The sequence below is a fragment of the Drancourtella sp. An12 genome (assembly GCF_002160935.1).
In the GTDB taxonomy this organism is placed as follows: Bacteria; Bacillota; Clostridia; order Lachnospirales; family Lachnospiraceae; genus Sellimonas; species Sellimonas catena.
In genome coordinates, this window is record NZ_NFLO01000001.1 from 154147 (window position 1) to 171303 (window position 17157).

A 17157-nucleotide genomic window follows, 5' to 3' on the forward strand; every position below is an offset into this window, starting at 1 on the left:
TGTCATATCAGGACAGCGTGTGCGGGGGGAGGAATCACATGCTGAATATTGTGCTGCATGAGCCGGAAATTCCGGCAAACACCGGAAATATAGGGCGCACCTGTGTGGCGGCGGGCGCGAGGCTTCATCTGATTGAGCCTCTTGGTTTCCGCCTGACAGAGAAAAACTTAAAACGGGCCGGGATGGACTACTGGGATCAGCTGGATGTCCGGACTTATATTGATTTTCAGGATTTTCTGGAGCAGAATCCTGGAGCCAAAATCTATATGGCCACGACGAAGGCGCACCAGATTTACACGGATGTCCGCTATGAGCCGGACTGTTACATTATGTTCGGAAAAGAAAGCGCGGGAATTCCGGAGGAAATCCTTGTCGATTATGAGGATACCTGCATCCGGATTCCCATGATCGGGGATATCCGTTCCCTGAATCTTGGCAATTCGGCGGCGATTGTTCTGTACGAAGCGCTCCGCCAGAACGGATTTGCGGGAATGAACCTGGAAGGACATCTGCACAGGCTGGACTGGAAAGAATAAACAAAAGATATCTTATTTCCGCAAAGGCGGTTCTGTCTGATACAGACTGCTTTTGCGGAATTCTAATGACACATCATGTTACAGAGGGAAGATTCTCTTTCACAAAGAACTCCAAAACAGGATAAAATTTCTGAAAATGCATATTTATAGACTGAAGTACGAAAAAAACGGTACTCTTTGAGAAAAAAAATAACAATTTTGAAATAGTTTTTTTCTATTATAGACAAAATATTTAGATACAGGATGTTTCAAAAGATTCATCAATAAGTAAAATATCAGCCGAAAAAGTTACGAATCGTTTCATTTGTGCAAATTGCATTATAATAAGAAGAGAAGGAACTTTTTCATTATCGGAATTGCACATTGAAAAAATTGCAGTTTAAAATATTTTATGCTAAGATAAATCTATATGGGGCAGAGATTTATAGACAAAGGTGGTGAGAAGGTGATACAGAAAACAATTCAGGCTGTACAGGAGGCGGAAGCGAAAGCAGCTGATACCTTGAAGCAGGCCGATGACAAAGCGTCTGAGGTGCTCGCCAAAGCAAATCAGAAAGCCGGTGAATTGAAAGAGGCTGTTGTCAATGAGGCACAGGAAAGAGCAGAGAAGAGGATGGAAACATTGAAAGTAAAATTGAAAGAAGAAGAAGGGGCTTTCGATGCGGATACTCAGAAAGAAGTGGATGCCTTAAGGGCAATAGCAGATCAAAGGGAAGCGCAGGCAGTGGAGATGATTCTCAGAGAGCTGTCATGACGCTTTGCAACAAGAAAGGAGGAGTTTCCATATGTCAGTATTGCAGATGCAGCGAATCAGTATCTGCGCGTTGAAAAAAGACCGGAAGGCAATACTGGAAGAACTTCAGGAACTGGGAGTACTGGAGATCGAGACTTCCAAAGTGACGGCGGACGGACTGGACAGACCGGATACAGCTGAAGAGAAACAGAGATCTGAGAAGCAGGCTCTGATGCTGGATCAGGCGCTAGATGTACTGCAGGAATATGCTCCGGAAAAAACTTCGATTTTTGCCTCCCTGGAGGGGAAGAAACTGGTGGCAAGAGACAGCTTTTTGGCTGCTGTCAAAGAGAGAGAAGCGATTCTTGAGTCTGCCGGGAAAATTCTTTCTTTAAAGAAAAAGGAGGCGGAAAACAAAGCCGAGATCGTGAAACTGCAGACACAGAAGGAAGCGCTCACACCGTGGCTGGCACTGGATATTCCGATGAACTGTGAGGGGACTAAAAAGACCAGAATTTTTATCGGCAGTATCGGAAGTGTTATGACGCAGGAGGAGATCCTGACCAGAATTGCACAGACGGCACCTGATCTGTCTGCGGTAGATGTCGAGATTATTTCTGCAGACAAAGATCAGACCTGCCTGACGGCGGTATGTCTGAGAACCGAAGCCGACAGACTGGAAGAAGCACTCAGAGCTTCCGGCTTTTCCAGACCGGCACAGTCCTGGGAGAAGATTCCGGCACAGGAGCTGGAAGAAATCGAAAAGAAAATGGAGAAGGTCCGGAGTAATATTGCGGGGATCCAGGAAGAGATCAGATCGATGGCGGATCTCAGAGAGAACCTGAAGATGCTTTCGGATTATTGCAGGACAAGAGCACAGAGATATGAAGCTCTTGCAAAGATTCCGCAGACACAGAAGACATTTCTTGTCAGCGGATATGTGGCAGCCAAGAATGCGAAAAAGCTGGCGCAGAGACTGGAGCGTCAATTTACGCTCTCTGTAGAGATTGAGGAGCTTGCAGAGGATGAAGAGGCGCCTGTACAGCTGGAAAACGGAAAGGCGGCAGCTTCGGTGGAAGGTGTTCTCGAGGCATTTGGACTTCCGGGAAAGGGAGAAGTGGATCCGACCAGAATTATGTTTGTGTTTTATGTGTTTCTGTTTGGAATGATGCTTTCCGACGCTGCGTATGGGCTGATTGTGTTCGTAGCCTGTGCGGTTCTTTTAAAGAAGTTTCCAAGAATGTCCGAAAGTATGGCGAAATCACTCAGAATGTTTATGTACTGTGGAATTTCTACAATCGTATGGGGCGTTCTGTTTGGAGGATATTTTGGAAATATTGTAGATATTGTATCTGAAAAGTTTTTTGGAGTAACAGTGACGGTACCGGCGGTATGGTTCATGCCGCTGAATGATCCGATGAAACTGCTTGTATTCTCCATGTTGTTTGGGTTGATTCATCTGTTTACAGGTCTTGGAATCAAAGGATACATGTGTCTGAGGGACAAGCGCTACATGGACTTTTTCTGTGATGTGGTTTTGTGGTACTGCCTGCTTGTCGGACTGATTCTGATGTTGCTTCCAAGCAGTATTTTTGCATCCATTGCACAGGCGCATATTGTACTGCCGGAGCCGGTGAATCTGCTTGCAAAAGTACTTGCCATTGCCGGAGCGGCAGGAATCGTACTGATGTCCGGGCGCGGAAGAAAGAATCCTGCGCTTCGGCTGGCACTTGGAGCCTATGATCTGTACAACATTACAGGGTGGCTCAGTGATGTTTTATCCTATTCCCGTCTGCTGGCACTGGGACTTGCCACGGGAGTTATTGCTTCTGTTGTAAACCAGATGGCGGGCATGCTTGGAAACGGCATTATCGGAATTATCGGATTTATTTTAATTTTTATCGTAGGTCATACGTTAAATCTTGGGATTAATCTTCTGGGTGCGTATGTGCATACAAACAGGCTGCAGTTCGTAGAGTTCTTCGGGAAGTTTTATGACGGCGGCGGAAGAGCATTTGCACCGTTTCATTCAGACACAAAATATATGGATATTATGAAGGAGGAAGAATTGTAATGAGTATTTTTGAAAATTTAGGGCTTGTTTATGCGTTATTAGGTGCTGCGCTGGCAGTTATTTTAGCAGGTATGGGTTCTGCGTATGGAGTAGGTATTGCCGGACAGGCAGCGTCCGGAGTTGTGACGGAAGATCCGTCAAAGTTCGCAAAGGTTCTGATTATTCAGCTTCTGCCTGGTACACAGGGAATTTACGGTCTGCTTGTTGCGTTCATTACACTTTCCAAGATCGGTCTTCTCGGAGGAAGTCCGGCAGATCTTGATGTGAGAACAGGGCTGCTGATTCTGATTGCCTGCCTGCCGGTTGCGCTCGTCGGACTTGTTTCCGCAAAACATCAGGGAAGAACTGCAGTGGCTGCAATCGGAATTGTGGCAAAGAAACCGGAGCAGTTCGGTAAAGCCATGCTGTTCCCGGCAATGGTTGAGACTTACGCGATCCTTTCACTTTTGATTTCCATCCTTGCTGTTACAGCAATTCAGGTATAGTATCAGGACAAAATCTAAAAGTAAAGGAGAGCTTAAGAATGACTGGATTAGATAAAATGATCAGCCAGATTCTGGAAGAAGCGGATGCCGCAGCATCACAGAAAGAAGCGGACGCCGCATCACGTGCTGAAGCGATCCTTTCGGAAGCAGAAAAAGAGGCGGAGATCCTGAAGACGGAGATTGAAGAAAAATCTGAAAAAGAACTTGCAGGATATGAGAGCCGCCACCGCCTGGCCGATGAGCAGAAGAGGCGAACAGCCCTTCTTTTGGCGAAGCAGGAGATTATTTCCGATACAATCGAAAAGGCATATCAGAAATTCTGCTCGATGGAGACAGAAGCCTATTTTGAAGTGATTGCAAAAATGATTAGAAAATTTGCGCTTCCGAAGGAAGGAGAGATACTGTTTTCCGAAAAAGACCTTGGAAGGATGCCGGAAGGATTTCGGGCGGAAATCGCCCGGGCAGCAAAAGAAAAGGGCGGCAGTCTTACTGTTTCCGGTGAGACAAGACGGATGGAAGGCGGTTTTGTCCTTGTATATGGAGGAGTTGAGGAAAACTGCTCTTTCAGGGCACTTTTTGATTCCAGAAAGGATGAGCTGCAGGATAAGGTTAATAGATTATTATTTTTTTAGACAGCGCAATTCCGCGAGAAGGAGGATTTAACCAATGGCAAAAAATCAATACACCTATGCGGTTGCGCGGATCAGGTCAATGGAAGTATCGCTGTTTTCCCAGGCGGATATTGAACAGCTCCTTGCGTGCAGGGATGAAAAACAATGTCTGCAGCTTCTTCAGGAGAAAGGGTGGGGAAATGCGGACACACCATCTGATGCTGAAGCGATATTGACATGTGAACGGGAAAAGACCTGGGCGGAAGTCGGCGGTATGATCGATGATATGTCCGTGTTTGACGTACTGTCTTACCCGGATCTTTTTCACAATCTGAAGGCTGCGATTAAAATGGTGGCTTCCGGAACAGAGATTCCGGGTATTTTCATCAGCGGGACGAGAATTCCTGCCAGAGAGATACTGGACAGTGTAAAAAACAAAGAATTCGAAAAGCTGCCCGATTACATGGCGGGGGCTGCCAGAGAAGCATATGAGACACTTCTGCATACGCAGGATGGACAGCTTTGTGACATCATGATTGACAGGGCGGCTCTTGAGGCCGTCTATCAGGCAGGGAAAAACGCAGAGGATGACATTATCCGGGAATATGCCGAGTCCACTGTCGCAGTGGCGGATATTAAAATCGCGGTACGTTCACAGAAAACCGCAAAAAGTCTGGAATTTATGAAAAATGCGATGGCAGAGTGCGGAAGTCTGGATGTCGATGCGCTCTGCAGGGCAGCGCTTGGCGGAGTAGATACAATTGCAGAATATCTGGAAGGCACAGCATATAAAGGAGGAGCGCAGGCACTGAGAGAGTCGGCTTCCGCTTTTGAATGCTGGTGCGACAACCGGATTATCGAAACGATCCGCCCGCAGTTATACAACCCGTTTACAATCGGACCGGTTGTTGCGTATGTGCTTGCGCGGGAAAATGAAATAAAAACGGTGAGGATCATACTGACCGGAAAGCAAAATGAACTTCCGGAAGAATCCATCCGGGAAAGGGTAAGGGAGATGTATGTATAAGATAGCAGTATTAGGCGATTATGACAGCATTTACGGTTTTGCGGCCCTGGGTCTTGACATCTGTCCCGTAAACAGCCCGGAGGAGGCAAAGAAGACATTTGTACAGCTGGCGGAGGCAAAGACAGGTATCATCTATGTGACCGAAGCTCTGGCAGCTGTCTTGAAACACGAAATAGACAGATATAAGGACGCAATTGTGCCGACTGTGATCCAGATTCCTGGAATCAGCGGAAACACGGGCGCCGGAATCGAAGGGGTAAAGAAGTCTGTAGAGCAGGCCGTAGGCTCCGATATTCTGTTTGGTGGTAATTAGGAAAGCAGGTGATTGTCGAAATGAGTAAGGGAACGATAAAGAAAGTGGCAGGGCCGCTGGTTATCGCTGAAGGAATGCGTGACGCCAACATGTTTGACGTGGTTCGTGTAAGTGATCAGCGATTAATCGGAGAGATCATCGAAATCCACGGTGATCAGGCCTCTGTACAGGTTTATGAAGAAACGGCGGGACTGAAACCGGGCGAACCGGTAGAGTCCATGGATGTGCCGATGTCCGTAGAGCTTGGACCTGGACTGATCACAAGCATCTACGACGGTATCCAGCGTCCGCTTGATGATATTATGAAAGTGACAGGCGGAAACAGCCTGAAACGCGGAGTCGAAGTCCCATCCCTGAAACGGGACAAGAAATGGGAGTTCGTTCCGGTAGCTAAAGTAGGAGACGAAGTTGAGGGCGGAGACGTGCTCGGAACTGTTCAGGAGACCATTGTCGTACAGCAGAAGATCATGGTACCTCCGAATGTAAAAGGAACAGTAAAAGAGATCCGTTCCGGTTCTTTCACTGTCGAAGAAGTAGTTGCGGTACTTTCCACTCCGGAAGGAGACAAAGAGCTTACCATGATGCAGAAATGGCCGGTAAGACGTGGACGTCCGTATCAGAAGAAACTTGCTCCTGAGATGCCGCTGATCACAGGACAGCGTGTTATCGATACATTCTTCCCGATTGCAAAAGGCGGTGTGGCTGCGGTTCCGGGACCATTCGGAAGTGGAAAAACAGTTATTCAGCATCAGCTTGCAAAATGGGCGGAAGCAGATATTGTCGTATATATCGGATGTGGAGAGCGTGGAAACGAGATGACCGACGTTCTGAACGAATTCCCGGAACTGAAGGACCCGAAGACAGGCGAGTCCCTGATGGAGAGAACCGTTCTGATCGCCAACACATCGGATATGCCGGTTGCAGCGCGTGAGGCATCCATTTATACAGGAATTACGATCGCGGAATATTTCCGCGATATGGGATATTCCGTAGCTTTGATGGCAGACTCCACATCCCGGTGGGCAGAGGCGCTCCGTGAGATGTCCGGACGTCTGGAAGAAATGCCTGGTGAAGAAGGATATCCGGCTTACCTCGGAAGCCGTCTGGCGCAGTTCTATGAGCGTGCAGGACATGTGGTTTCTCTTGGAAAAGACGGACGAGAGGGGGCTCTTTCCGTAATCGGAGCCGTATCGCCTCCGGGTGGTGATATTTCCGAACCGGTATCCCAGGCAACCCTTCGTATCGTAAAGGTATTCTGGGGACTGGATTCCAACCTGGCTTACAAGAGACATTTCCCGGCAATCAACTGGCTGACCAGTTATTCGCTGTATCTGCAGGATATGGAAAAATGGTTCAACGAAGAAGTAGCTGCGGACTGGATGGATAACCGTCAGAAGATGATGGGACTCCTTCAGGATGAAGCAGAACTTGACGAAATCGTTAAGATGGTAGGTATGGATGCACTGTCACCGTCCGACCGTCTGAAGATGGAGGCCGCACGGTCCATCCGTGAGGACTTCCTGCACCAGAACTCCTTCCATGAGATTGACACTTATTCTTCTTTGAAGAAGCAGTATCTCATGATGAAACTTGTGCTTGCGTTCTACGAAGAGTCTTCCAGGGCTCTTTCCGAAGGAGCATCCATGAACAAGCTGATCGGCATGCCGGTACGCGAGCAGATCGGACGTTTTAAATATACTCACGAAGATGAGCTGGATGATGCTTATCAGAAAGTGACAGAAGAGCTTACAGCAGAAGTAGCGGACACATTCGGAAAGGAGGACTTCTAAATGCCAAAAGAATATAGAACAATTCAGGAAGTTGCCGGACCGCTTATGATGGTCCGCGGGGTAGAAGGCGTTGCATACGACGAGCTGGGCGAAATTGAACTTGTAAACGGTGAAACCCGCCGGTGCAAGGTTCTGGAAGTAGATGGAGATACCGTACTGGTACAGCTGTTTGAAAGTGCGACAGGAATCAACCTTTCCAACAGCAAGGTACGTTTCCTTGGAAGAAGCATGGAGCTTGGTGTATCAGAAGACATGCTCGGCCGTGTCTTTGACGGACTGGGACGTCCGATCGACGGCGGGCCGGAAATCCTTCCGGAAGAGAGACTGGATGTTAATGGTCTCCCGATGAACCCGGCGGCGAGAAGTTATCCGGAAGAGTTTATCCAGACAGGAGTTTCCGCAATTGACGGATTGAACACTCTTGTCCGTGGACAGAAACTTCCGATTTTCTCGGCATCCGGACTTCCGCACGCGCAGCTTGCCGCACAGATCGCAAGACAGGCAAAAGTGCGGGGCACCGATGAACCGTTCGCCGTTGTATTCGCGGCAATGGGTATCACATTCGAAGAATCCAACTTCTTTGTGGAAAGCTTCCGGGAGACAGGAGCTCTGGACCGTACGGTTCTGTTCGTCAACCTTGCAAATGACCCGGCTATCGAACGTATTTCCACGCCGAAGATGGCGCTGACAGCAGCAGAGTACCTTGCGTTTGAGAAAAACATGCACGTACTTGTTATTCTGACGGATATCACAAACTACGCGGACGCGCTCCGTGAAGTATCCGCAGCCCGTAAAGAAGTTCCGGGCCGCCGTGGCTATCCGGGATATATGTATACAGACCTTGCATCCATGTATGAAAGAGCAGGACGTCAGAAAGGAAAGAGCGGAAGTATCACGATGATTCCGATCCTGACCATGCCGGAAGATGACAAGACCCATCCAATCCCGGACCTTACCGGATATATTACAGAGGGCCAGATCATCCTGAGCCGTGATCTTTATCGTAAGGGCGTTCAGCCGCCGATCGATGTACTGCCGTCTCTGTCCCGTCTGAAAGACAAGGGAATCGGTGAAGGAAAAACCCGTGCGGATCATTCCAACACGATGAACCAGCTCTTTGCGGCGTATGCACGTGGAAAAGAAGCGAAAGAACTCATGGTCATCCTCGGTGAAGCAGCGCTGACGGAAATTGACCTGATCTACGCAAAGTTTGCAGATGCATTTGAGAAGGAATACGTTTCCCAGGGATACGGAACAGACCGTTCTATCGAGGAGACACTGGAAATCGGATGGAAGCTGCTCTCTATTTTACCGAGAAGCGAGCTGAAACGTATCGATGATAAATATCTGGATCAGTATTATGGCAAATAGAAATGGGGGTGAACTGGCTTGGCATCTACACAGGTAACACCAACCCGTATGGAGCTGACGAGGCTGAAGAAAAAGCTGGTAACTGCGACAAGAGGCCATAAGCTCTTGAAAGATAAACGTGATGAGCTGATGCGCCAGTTCCTTGATCTGGTCAGGGAAAATATGGCGCTTAGAGAAAAAGTGGAAGCCGGAATCAAGGCGGCAAACAAAAACTTCGTAATCGCAAGAGCCGGTATGTCCGGCGAGGTTCTGAAAACTGCTTTGATGATGCCGAAACAGTCGGTGGAACTTCAGGTGGGAGAGAGGAACGTCATGAGTGTGGACATCCCTGTTTTTGAAACAAAGACAAGGACCGCCGATGCAAATGATATCTACTCATACGGCTTTGCCTTTACGTCCAGCGATCTGGACGGAGCTGTAAAGTCACTTGCCGATATTCTTCCGGATATGTTAAAGCTGGCAGAAACCGAAAAGGCATGCCAGCTGATGGCATCGGAGATTGAGAAGACAAGACGGCGTGTCAATGCGCTGGAACATGTCATCATTCCGGAGACACAGGACAATATCCGTTATATCACGATGAAGCTGGATGAAAATGAGAGAAGTTCTCAGATCCGGCTGATGAAAGTAAAAGACATGATGCTGGAAGATGCGCATCATTATAAAGAGCGCCAGGCATAGACGGCGTGATAATGTATCAGGCAGATGAAGGAAACTGTTTCTTGACAACATTTCCGCATCTGCCTGTACTGTTTTGGGACAGATATTTGATCTGCCTAAAAGGCCAGATATAGAACAAGAAGGAAGAAAAGATTACAGATGGTAAAGATCATGATATATTTTCCTTTTTGCTCCGGATATCCGGATGAAATCTGCCGGTAGGAAATCAGACTGGCCATGGAGGCAATCAATGTGCCAAGGCCGCCAAGATTCGTTCCGATGATCAGCTCGGAAATACGGGATGTGTAATTCGAGAGCAGCATGGCAGCCGGAACATTGCTGATGACCTGGCTTGCGAGAATGCTGACCGGCCGTTCGTGATTCTCGAGCACAGAGCGGATAAAGATGCGCAGACTTTCAAAATGATCGATATTTCCCACAAAAATAAAAAAGAATACAAAAGTCAAAAGCAGCGCATAATCAATTTTTGCAAACAAGTTCCTCTTTCGAAAGAAAAGAGGGGCGGCAACAAGAATCAGAAGTGCCCGGTCTGGCAGAAAGCCGGCGACAGAACACAGGCAGAAAAGGAAAAGGATCCCGAAAAACAGAAGATCTTTTCTGCCGGGAAACGAGGACTTTCCGACCTGAATACTGATTGATCCGCGTTCTGTTCCAAAGAAGGAAAAGAGAGCCAGAAGCACGGCCGCAAGTGCGGTAAAAGGCAGCATCAGCCATAAAAATTCCGGAAGACTCATTCCGGAAAGGGAATACAGGTAGAGGTTCTGCGGATTTCCGATCGGGGTGAACATGCTTCCCAGATTTGCAGCGATTGTCATCAGGACAGTCAGATAACAGATCCTGGATTCCATCTGGCCCATTTTCAGGATCAGAATACCGAACGGGACGAACGTAATCAAGGATACATCGTTGGTAATGAACATGCTGCTCAGAAAGCATAAAAATACGAGGGTAAGCGCGAGCCCTCTCCTGGAAGAAGTCCTGTTTAAAAGCAGCCCTCCGATATAGAGGAAAAAGCCTGCTTCCCTTAAACCTTCCACAATCAGCATCAGGCAGAAAAGTAAAATCAAAGTATGAAAATCGATATAGCCAAGATATGCAGGCCCGGGAGGCGTGATCAGGCAGGACAGAAGAGCCAGACACAGAGATACCAGCAAAACAATATCATTTTTAAATAAACAGATGATTTTTCTTATCATTTCTCAACATTCCTTTCGTGCGTTTTTTGCACCATTGAGATTATAGCAGAAGTGAGTCGAAACGTCACCATTTTTGAAAGGAAACCGGACGGATTTGAAAAAATAAAAGAAAACAAGGAGGCAAGCTGCAAAATTCCAGTTTTTGCATATGGTAAAGTAGATTATATCAGACAGGAAGTGCGAAGAATATGGAACATAAACTACCTTATTATATGGCCTATCCGATGGATTTAAAGGAATACGGTGAGGAAAAAAGAGACCGTCGTGATGTGGAATACATGAAGAGCATGTATCCGATGTCCGCAAAGAAAATCCTGCCGTATGTGGAAGAAGAGTGTGACCGGATGGAATATGAGGGAAGTATGATCTATGACGAATACCCGGACCGTCTGCTTCTCTATCTGATGGCAGGCCGGATTTATGACAGAATGAAAGAAGGGGAGAAGAAGGAAATTGCCATGGAGATTGAAAAAGAGCAGGTGGAAACACAGGAGCTTAAACGGAAGAAAAAGGACAGGGAAGAGACTCTCATGGATCTGGTCCAGATTCTTCTGTATCAGGAAATTGTGCAAAGAAGATGTAGGCATCGCAGAAATTGCAGGCATTATTATTAAATTTTTCGTCAGGATACAGGGTTTACGCAAAGTTTAAACCATGATAAAATATGAATGGAAATACAAATCGATACCGTTTTTTCTAAAAATGAAGAATGCGGCACGAGAAGAGAGGAAGGCAGATGAAGAAAAATCTCATTTTCATAGGTATGCCGGCATCTGGAAAAAGTACGATCGGTGTTGTGACAGCAAAGCGTCTGGGATATCGGTTTATCGATACAGATCTTATGATACAGGAGCAGGAAGGGAAGCTGCTCAGGGAGATTATTGAAGAAAGAGGAACGGATGGATTTCTGGAGATCGAAAATCAGGTTAATGCGTCTGTGCAGGCAGAAAAAGCGGTGATCGCACCGGGCGGGAGCGTCGTGTACTGCGAAAACGCGATGGAGCATTACAAAGAGATCGGGACGATTGTGTATCTGCACGTTCCGTATACAGAGATCGAGGCACGGATCCAAAATGCAAGAAACCGCGGTGTTGTGCTGAAGGAAGGACAGACGCTGCGGGAACTGTACGATGAACGCTGCAGACTTTTTGAACAGTATGCAGATGTCCGTATCAATGAAGACGGTTTATCGATGGGAGAGACGGTTGAAAAAGTACTTGCTGTTCTCAGTGATATCAGGGGAGAAAACTGAGGATAAATAGTCCGGCCTGTCTGCATCTCCGGCAGTCAGCACAAAAAGGAACGAGAAATAAAAGTTTTACAAACAGAAAATTTGTGCTATACTAATCCGGTAAGAGTGTTCTTTGTTAAATTTATATGAACATTAGTTAAAATTTAGATAGATCAGGACGAAATTACGGATACGATTAAATAGTAGTCGAGGTGTGATATGGAGCAGTATATTATTAAGGGAGGGACTCCTCTTGTTGGCGAAGTTGTCATAGGGGGAGCCAAAAACGCGGCGCTTGCAATTCTTGCAGCTGCAATTATGACGGATGAGACAGTACACATTGATAATCTTCCGGATGTGAATGATATCAATGTTTTATTAGAAGCAATGGAAGGTATCGGTGCGCAGATCAAGAGAATTGACCGTCATACGGTACAGATCAGCGGTGGAGCGGTGCATGATTTTAATATTGATTATGACTATATCAAGAAGATTCGAGCTTCCTATTATCTTTTAGGAGCCCTTCTCGGTAAGTATAAGCACGCGGAAGTGGCACTTCCGGGCGGGTGCAATATCGGAAGCAGACCGATCGATCAGCATTTGAAGGGATTCCGTGCCCTTGGAGCGGAAGTGGAGATTGAGCACGGAAAGATTCTTGCCGATGCGGACAGACTTGTGGGAAGCCATATTTATTTTGACGTTGTCAGCGTAGGAGCTACGATCAATGTGATGATGGCAGCTTCGATGGCAGAGGGTATGACGATTCTTGAAAATGTGGCAAAAGAGCCGCATGTAGTAGATGTTGCCAACTTCCTGAACAGCATGGGAGCTAATATCAGAGGTGCAGGTACGGATGTGATCAAGATCAAAGGTGTAAGCAGACTTCACGGGGCGGAGTATTCTATTATTCCGGATCAGATTGAGGCAGGTACCTTTATGTTTGGAGCAGCCGTGACAAAGGGCGACGTGACAGTACTCAATGTGATTCCGAAGCATCTGGAAGCGACCATTGCAAAGCTTGTAGAGATCGGATGCGAAGTGGAAGAGTTTGATGACGCTGTGCGTGTAGTTTCAAAAGGGAAACTGCGTCATACACAGGTGAAGACCCTTCCTTATCCGGGATTCCCGACAGACATGCAGCCGCAGATGGGAGTTGCGCTGGCATTGTGCGAAGGAACAAGTACGATTACAGAAAGCATTTTTGAAAACCGGTTTAAATATCTGGATGAGCTTGCGCGCATGGGAGCGGTTTCCAAGATTGAGGGAAATTCAGCGACAATCGAGGGCGTGGAGCGGTTCTCCGGAGCCAGAGTGAGCGCGCCGGATCTGAGAGCCGGAGCTGCGCTGGTGCTTGCAGGACTGGCTGCGGACGGTATTACGATTGTGGATGATATCGTCTACATTCAGCGAGGATATGAACGGTTTGAAGAGAAATTAAGAGAGCTCGGCGCTGAAATTGAGAAGGTTTCAAGCGAAAAAGAGATCCAGAAATTTAAACTGAAAGTCAGCTGAAAACAGTACGTGAGGAGTGGGGTGCGGAGATACCGTATCCCTGCTTTTGTTAAAAAACTCTTGACAGGATTATATGATGGTGATATGATTCCGTACAGTGACAAGTAAATCAAGTTATATTTTCTCTTATTCAGAGTGGTGGAGATACATAGGATCTGAGAAGCCACGGCAACCCCGGTCACGGAAGGTGCCAGCCTGAGCGAGTAATCGAACAATAAGAGGATTGATATATGATGTATATATAACAGTCCGCTTATGGTGGGCTGCTTTTTATTGCGCATTAATATGTTTTAGTGCAGCAGAAAAGCCCGCCAGAGAAAACAGACAGTATATGAGAGAAAAGGAAAGGCAGGAAAAGATGGAAAAATTATTATTTACTTCTGAATCAGTAACAGAAGGTCATCCGGACAAAGTCTGTGACGCGATTTCTGACGCGATTCTGGATGCTTTGATGGAGCAGGATCCGATGAGCCGTGTGGCATGTGAGACATGTACAACGACAGGTCTTGTAATGGTTATGGGTGAGATTACAACCAACGGATATGTAGATATCCAGAAGATCGTGCGCGACACGGTAAGAGAGATCGGATATACAAGAGGAAAATTCGGATTTGACGCGGACACATGCGGTGTTCTGGTAGCTATTGATGAGCAGTCATCCGATATTGCAATGGGCGTTGATAAAGCGCTGGAAGCAAAAGAAAACAAGATGTCCGATGAGGAGATCGAAGCGATCGGTGCCGGTGATCAGGGTATGATGTTCGGATATGCGTCCAATGAGACAGAAGAGTATATGCCGTATCCGATTTCCCTTGCGCACAAACTTACAAAGCAGCTTGCAAAGGTAAGAAAAGACGGGACACTCCCGTATCTCCGCCCGGATGGAAAATCTCAGGTGACGGTAGAGTATAATGAAGAAGGAAAACCGGGACGTCTGGAGGCAGTGGTACTGTCCACACAGCATGATCCGGCAGTCACACAGGAACAGATCCATGAGGACATTAAAAAGTATGTATTCGATCCGATTCTTGATCAGAAGATGATCGATGAGAATACGAAGTTCTTCATCAATCCGACAGGACGCTTCGTTATCGGCGGACCGCACGGTGACAGCGGACTGACAGGACGTAAGATTATCGTAGACAGCTACGGCGGAATGGCACGTCACGGCGGCGGTGCATTTTCAGGAAAGGACTGCACAAAGGTAGACCGTTCCGGAGCATATGCGGCACGTTATGTAGCAAAGAACATAGTGGCAGCAGGCCTTGCGGATAAATGTGAAGTACAGCTTTCTTACGCGATCGGAGTTGCTCAGCCAACTTCCGTGTGGGTAGATACCTTTGGAACAGGAAAGCTTTCCGATGAAGCGCTGGTAAAAATGATCCGTGAAAACTTCGATTTAAGACCGGCAGGAATCATCAAAATGCTTGACCTCAGAAGACCGATCTACAAACAGACAGCAGCATACGGACACTTCGGACGTAACGATCTGGATCTTCCTTGGGAGAAGCTTGATAAGGTGGAAACACTGAAAAAGTATTTATAAAAACTTTAGAAAATTTTAGGGGCGCCTATAGTGGAGGCGCCCTTTTTCGTGATATACTGTACCTGTGATCAGAGCAGAGAAAGCAGAGAGGAAGAACTGTTTTGAAATTGAAGACAAAATTGATTATTTCATTCGTAATCATTACGATTCTGCCGGCGGTTTTGACCGGCTTTGCTGTATGGGGTGTGGCGAACTATCATATTAAAGCCATCGAACGTACCTATGGGATTTCAGGTGAGGAGTACCGGGACTTTAAGCAGTCGATCGGTACATTGAATCAAATTCCGGAAGTTCACGAATTTCTCAGCACCATGATCATTGGTGTGATCCTGATTCTTGCCCTTACGGCAATGCTGATGATTCTCTGGATTTACGGCAGCCTTCTGCGGCCGATTGAGAAGATGGAGATCGCGGTAAAGAGCATCACGGAAGGAGAGCTGGATTTTGAGCTTCATCCAGAAAAAGACGACGAGATCGGGCAGCTGTGCAAGGACATTGAGGAAATGCGAAAAAGGCTGAAGGAGAATGCGGAAGAAAAGCTGAAAAATGATAAAGACAACAAAGAATTGATCAGTAATATTTCCCATGACCTGAAGACACCGATTACAGCAATCAAAGGATATGTGGAAGGGATTATGGATGGAGTGGCAGATACGCCGGAGAAAATGGACCGTTATATCAAAACGATCTACAACAAGGCAAATGAGATGAACACACTGATTAACGAGCTGACGTTCTACACAAAGATTGATACAAACCGGATTCCATACAATTTCGCCCCCGTCCGGGTCAATGACTATTTTAATGACTGTGCGGAGAACCTGTCTTCCGAACTCACAAATCAGGGCGTGGAATTTGGATATTTTAATTATGTTGAAGACGATGTCAAGATTATTGCGGATGCCGAGCAGCTGATGCGTGTTGTCAATAATATTATCAGTAATTCCCTGAAATATATGGACAAACAGCAGCCGCGGATCAACCTGAGGGTCAAAGATGTGGGCGACTTTATCCAGGTGGAGCTGGAGGATAACGGAAAAGGAATCGACGCGAAGGATCTGCCATATATTTTTGACCGCTTTTACCGGACGGATGCTTCCAGAAATTCATCCAAAGGCGGGAGCGGAATCGGGCTTTCCATTGTAAAAAAAATTATTGAAGAACACGGCGGAAAAATCTGGGCCACAAGCAGACCGGGCACAGGGACGGTAATGTACTTTGTCATCCGAAAATATCAGGAGGTACCAATTTATGAGTAAGATTTTTATTATAGAAGATGAAGAAGCGATCGCGGATCTGGAGAAAGACTATCTGGAACTCAGTGGATTTGAGGTAGAGGTGGAAAATGACGGAAACGCAGGACTGAAAAAGGCACTGGAAGAAGATTTTGATCTTCTGATTCTGGATCTCATGCTTCCAGGAGTAGACGGATTTGAGATCTGCAGGAAAGTACGGGACGAAAAAGATGTGCCGATTATCATGGTATCCGCAAAGAAAGATGATATTGATAAAATCAGAGGACTAGGTCTTGGCGCCGACGACTATATGACCAAACCATTCAGTCCGAGCGAACTGGTAGCCAGAGTCAAGGCACATCTTGCAAGATATGAACGACTGATTGGAAGCCACGCGGAAGAAAATAAAATCATCGAAATCCGTGGACTGAAGATTGACACCACAGCAAGACGCGTGTGGGTTAACGGAGAAGAAAAAGCATTTACAACAAAAGAATTCGATCTCCTCGCATTCCTGGCAAGCCATCCAAACCATGTATACACCAAGGATGAGCTGTTCAGTGAAATCTGGGACATGGAATCGATCGGAGACATTGCGACCGTTACAGTACATATCAAAAAAATCCGCGAAAAGATCGAGTACGACACATCCAAGCCACAGTATATTGAAACCATCTGGGGAGTTGGATACCGCTTTAAAGTATAGTGAATTGTTTCTGAATTTTTGGGGACGTGTTCCGATGCAACGGAACACGTCCCCAAAATCGTGCAGACTTCCGGAAATTCGCGGAAAACGGGGGTTGACAGGGTGTTTCG

The 17157-nt window shown here is 46.8% G+C and carries 17 protein-coding genes and 1 riboswitch; of the genes, 16 read left to right on the top strand and 1 reads right to left on the bottom strand.

Annotated elements, in window-relative coordinates; translation table 11 throughout:
* The first annotated feature begins 38 nt into the window (after positions 1-38).
* The 10 genes from B5E64_RS00760 to B5E64_RS00805 all read left to right on the top strand — a co-directional run bounded on the left by B5E64_RS00760 (position 39) and on the right by B5E64_RS00805 (position 9621).
* Positions 39-536, top strand: a complete 498-nt coding sequence (locus B5E64_RS00760) for a tRNA (cytidine(34)-2'-O)-methyltransferase (protein WP_087166621.1) — start codon at positions 39-41, stop codon at positions 534-536.
* Between the two features lie 445 nt (positions 537-981).
* The gene (locus B5E64_RS00765) at positions 982-1290 is read left to right on the top strand and encodes a hypothetical protein (RefSeq protein ID WP_087166622.1); all 309 of its coding nucleotides are present in this window, start codon (positions 982-984) and stop codon (positions 1288-1290) included.
* 31 nt (positions 1291-1321) lie between these two features.
* Positions 1322-3343, top strand: a complete 2022-nt coding sequence (locus B5E64_RS00770; protein ID WP_087166623.1) for a V-type ATP synthase subunit I — start codon at positions 1322-1324, stop codon at positions 3341-3343.
* The gene (locus tag B5E64_RS00775) at positions 3343-3828 is read left to right on the top strand and encodes a V-type ATP synthase subunit K (protein WP_087166624.1); all 486 of its coding nucleotides are present in this window, start codon (positions 3343-3345) and stop codon (positions 3826-3828) included. Before B5E64_RS00770 ends, B5E64_RS00775 begins: the two co-directional genes overlap by 1 nt.
* Positions 3829-3866: 38 nt before the next feature.
* Positions 3867-4460 carry a V-type ATP synthase subunit E gene (locus B5E64_RS00780; protein WP_087166625.1) on the top strand — a complete coding sequence of 198 codons (594 nt, stop codon included), beginning with the start codon at positions 3867-3869 and terminating at the stop codon, positions 4458-4460.
* A gap of 34 nt (positions 4461-4494) precedes the next feature.
* Positions 4495-5466: a V-type ATPase subunit gene (locus B5E64_RS00785; protein ID WP_087166626.1), complete on the top strand. Its 972-nt coding sequence runs from the start codon at positions 4495-4497 to the stop codon at positions 5464-5466.
* Positions 5459-5779, top strand: coding sequence for a V-type ATP synthase subunit F (locus tag B5E64_RS00790; RefSeq protein ID WP_087166627.1), 321 nt, complete (start codon positions 5459-5461; stop codon positions 5777-5779). The genes B5E64_RS00785 and B5E64_RS00790 overlap by 8 nt, the downstream gene beginning before the upstream one ends.
* A gap of 20 nt (positions 5780-5799) precedes the next feature.
* Entirely contained in the window at positions 5800-7569 is a 1770-nt protein-coding gene (locus tag B5E64_RS00795; protein ID WP_087166628.1) for a V-type ATP synthase subunit A, read from the top strand.
* Positions 7570-8940, top strand: coding sequence for a V-type ATP synthase subunit B (locus tag B5E64_RS00800; RefSeq protein WP_087166629.1), 1371 nt, complete (start codon positions 7570-7572; stop codon positions 8938-8940).
* 18 nt (positions 8941-8958) lie between these two features.
* A complete protein-coding gene (locus B5E64_RS00805) occupies positions 8959-9621 on the top strand; it encodes a V-type ATP synthase subunit D (protein ID WP_087166630.1) in 663 nt (220 codons plus the stop codon).
* Positions 9622-9716: 95 nt separating this feature from the next.
* Here B5E64_RS00805 and B5E64_RS00810 read toward each other — a convergent pair whose 3' ends face one another.
* The gene (locus B5E64_RS00810; RefSeq protein ID WP_087166631.1) at positions 9717-10817 is read right to left on the bottom strand and encodes an SLC13 family permease; all 1101 of its coding nucleotides are present in this window, start codon (positions 10815-10817) and stop codon (positions 9717-9719) included.
* A 188-nt stretch (positions 10818-11005) separates the two neighbouring features.
* Here B5E64_RS00810 and B5E64_RS00815 point away from each other — a divergent pair, with 188 nt between their 5' ends.
* The 6 genes from B5E64_RS00815 (at position 11006) to B5E64_RS00840 (ending at position 17047) form a co-directional block, all read left to right on the top strand.
* Entirely contained in the window at positions 11006-11431 is a 426-nt protein-coding gene (locus B5E64_RS00815; protein WP_087166632.1) for a hypothetical protein, read from the top strand.
* Between the two features lie 122 nt (positions 11432-11553).
* Positions 11554-12069, top strand: a complete 516-nt coding sequence (locus tag B5E64_RS00820) for a shikimate kinase (protein ID WP_087166633.1) — start codon at positions 11554-11556, stop codon at positions 12067-12069.
* A gap of 198 nt (positions 12070-12267) precedes the next feature.
* On the top strand, positions 12268-13560 hold the full coding sequence (locus B5E64_RS00825; protein WP_087166634.1) for a UDP-N-acetylglucosamine 1-carboxyvinyltransferase: 1293 nt from the start codon (positions 12268-12270) through the stop codon (positions 13558-13560).
* Between the two features lie 123 nt (positions 13561-13683).
* Positions 13684-13781, top strand: a riboswitch (SAM riboswitch).
* 137 nt (positions 13782-13918) lie between these two features.
* Positions 13919-15106 carry a methionine adenosyltransferase gene (gene metK / locus B5E64_RS00830; protein ID WP_087166915.1) on the top strand — a complete coding sequence of 396 codons (1188 nt, stop codon included), beginning with the start codon at positions 13919-13921 and terminating at the stop codon, positions 15104-15106.
* 101 nt (positions 15107-15207) lie between these two features.
* A complete protein-coding gene (locus B5E64_RS00835; RefSeq protein ID WP_087166635.1) occupies positions 15208-16365 on the top strand; it encodes a HAMP domain-containing sensor histidine kinase in 1158 nt (385 codons plus the stop codon).
* Positions 16358-17047 carry a response regulator transcription factor gene (locus B5E64_RS00840; protein ID WP_087166636.1) on the top strand — a complete coding sequence of 230 codons (690 nt, stop codon included), beginning with the start codon at positions 16358-16360 and terminating at the stop codon, positions 17045-17047. The genes B5E64_RS00835 and B5E64_RS00840 overlap by 8 nt, the downstream gene beginning before the upstream one ends.
* Positions 17048-17157: the final 110 nt, after the last annotated feature.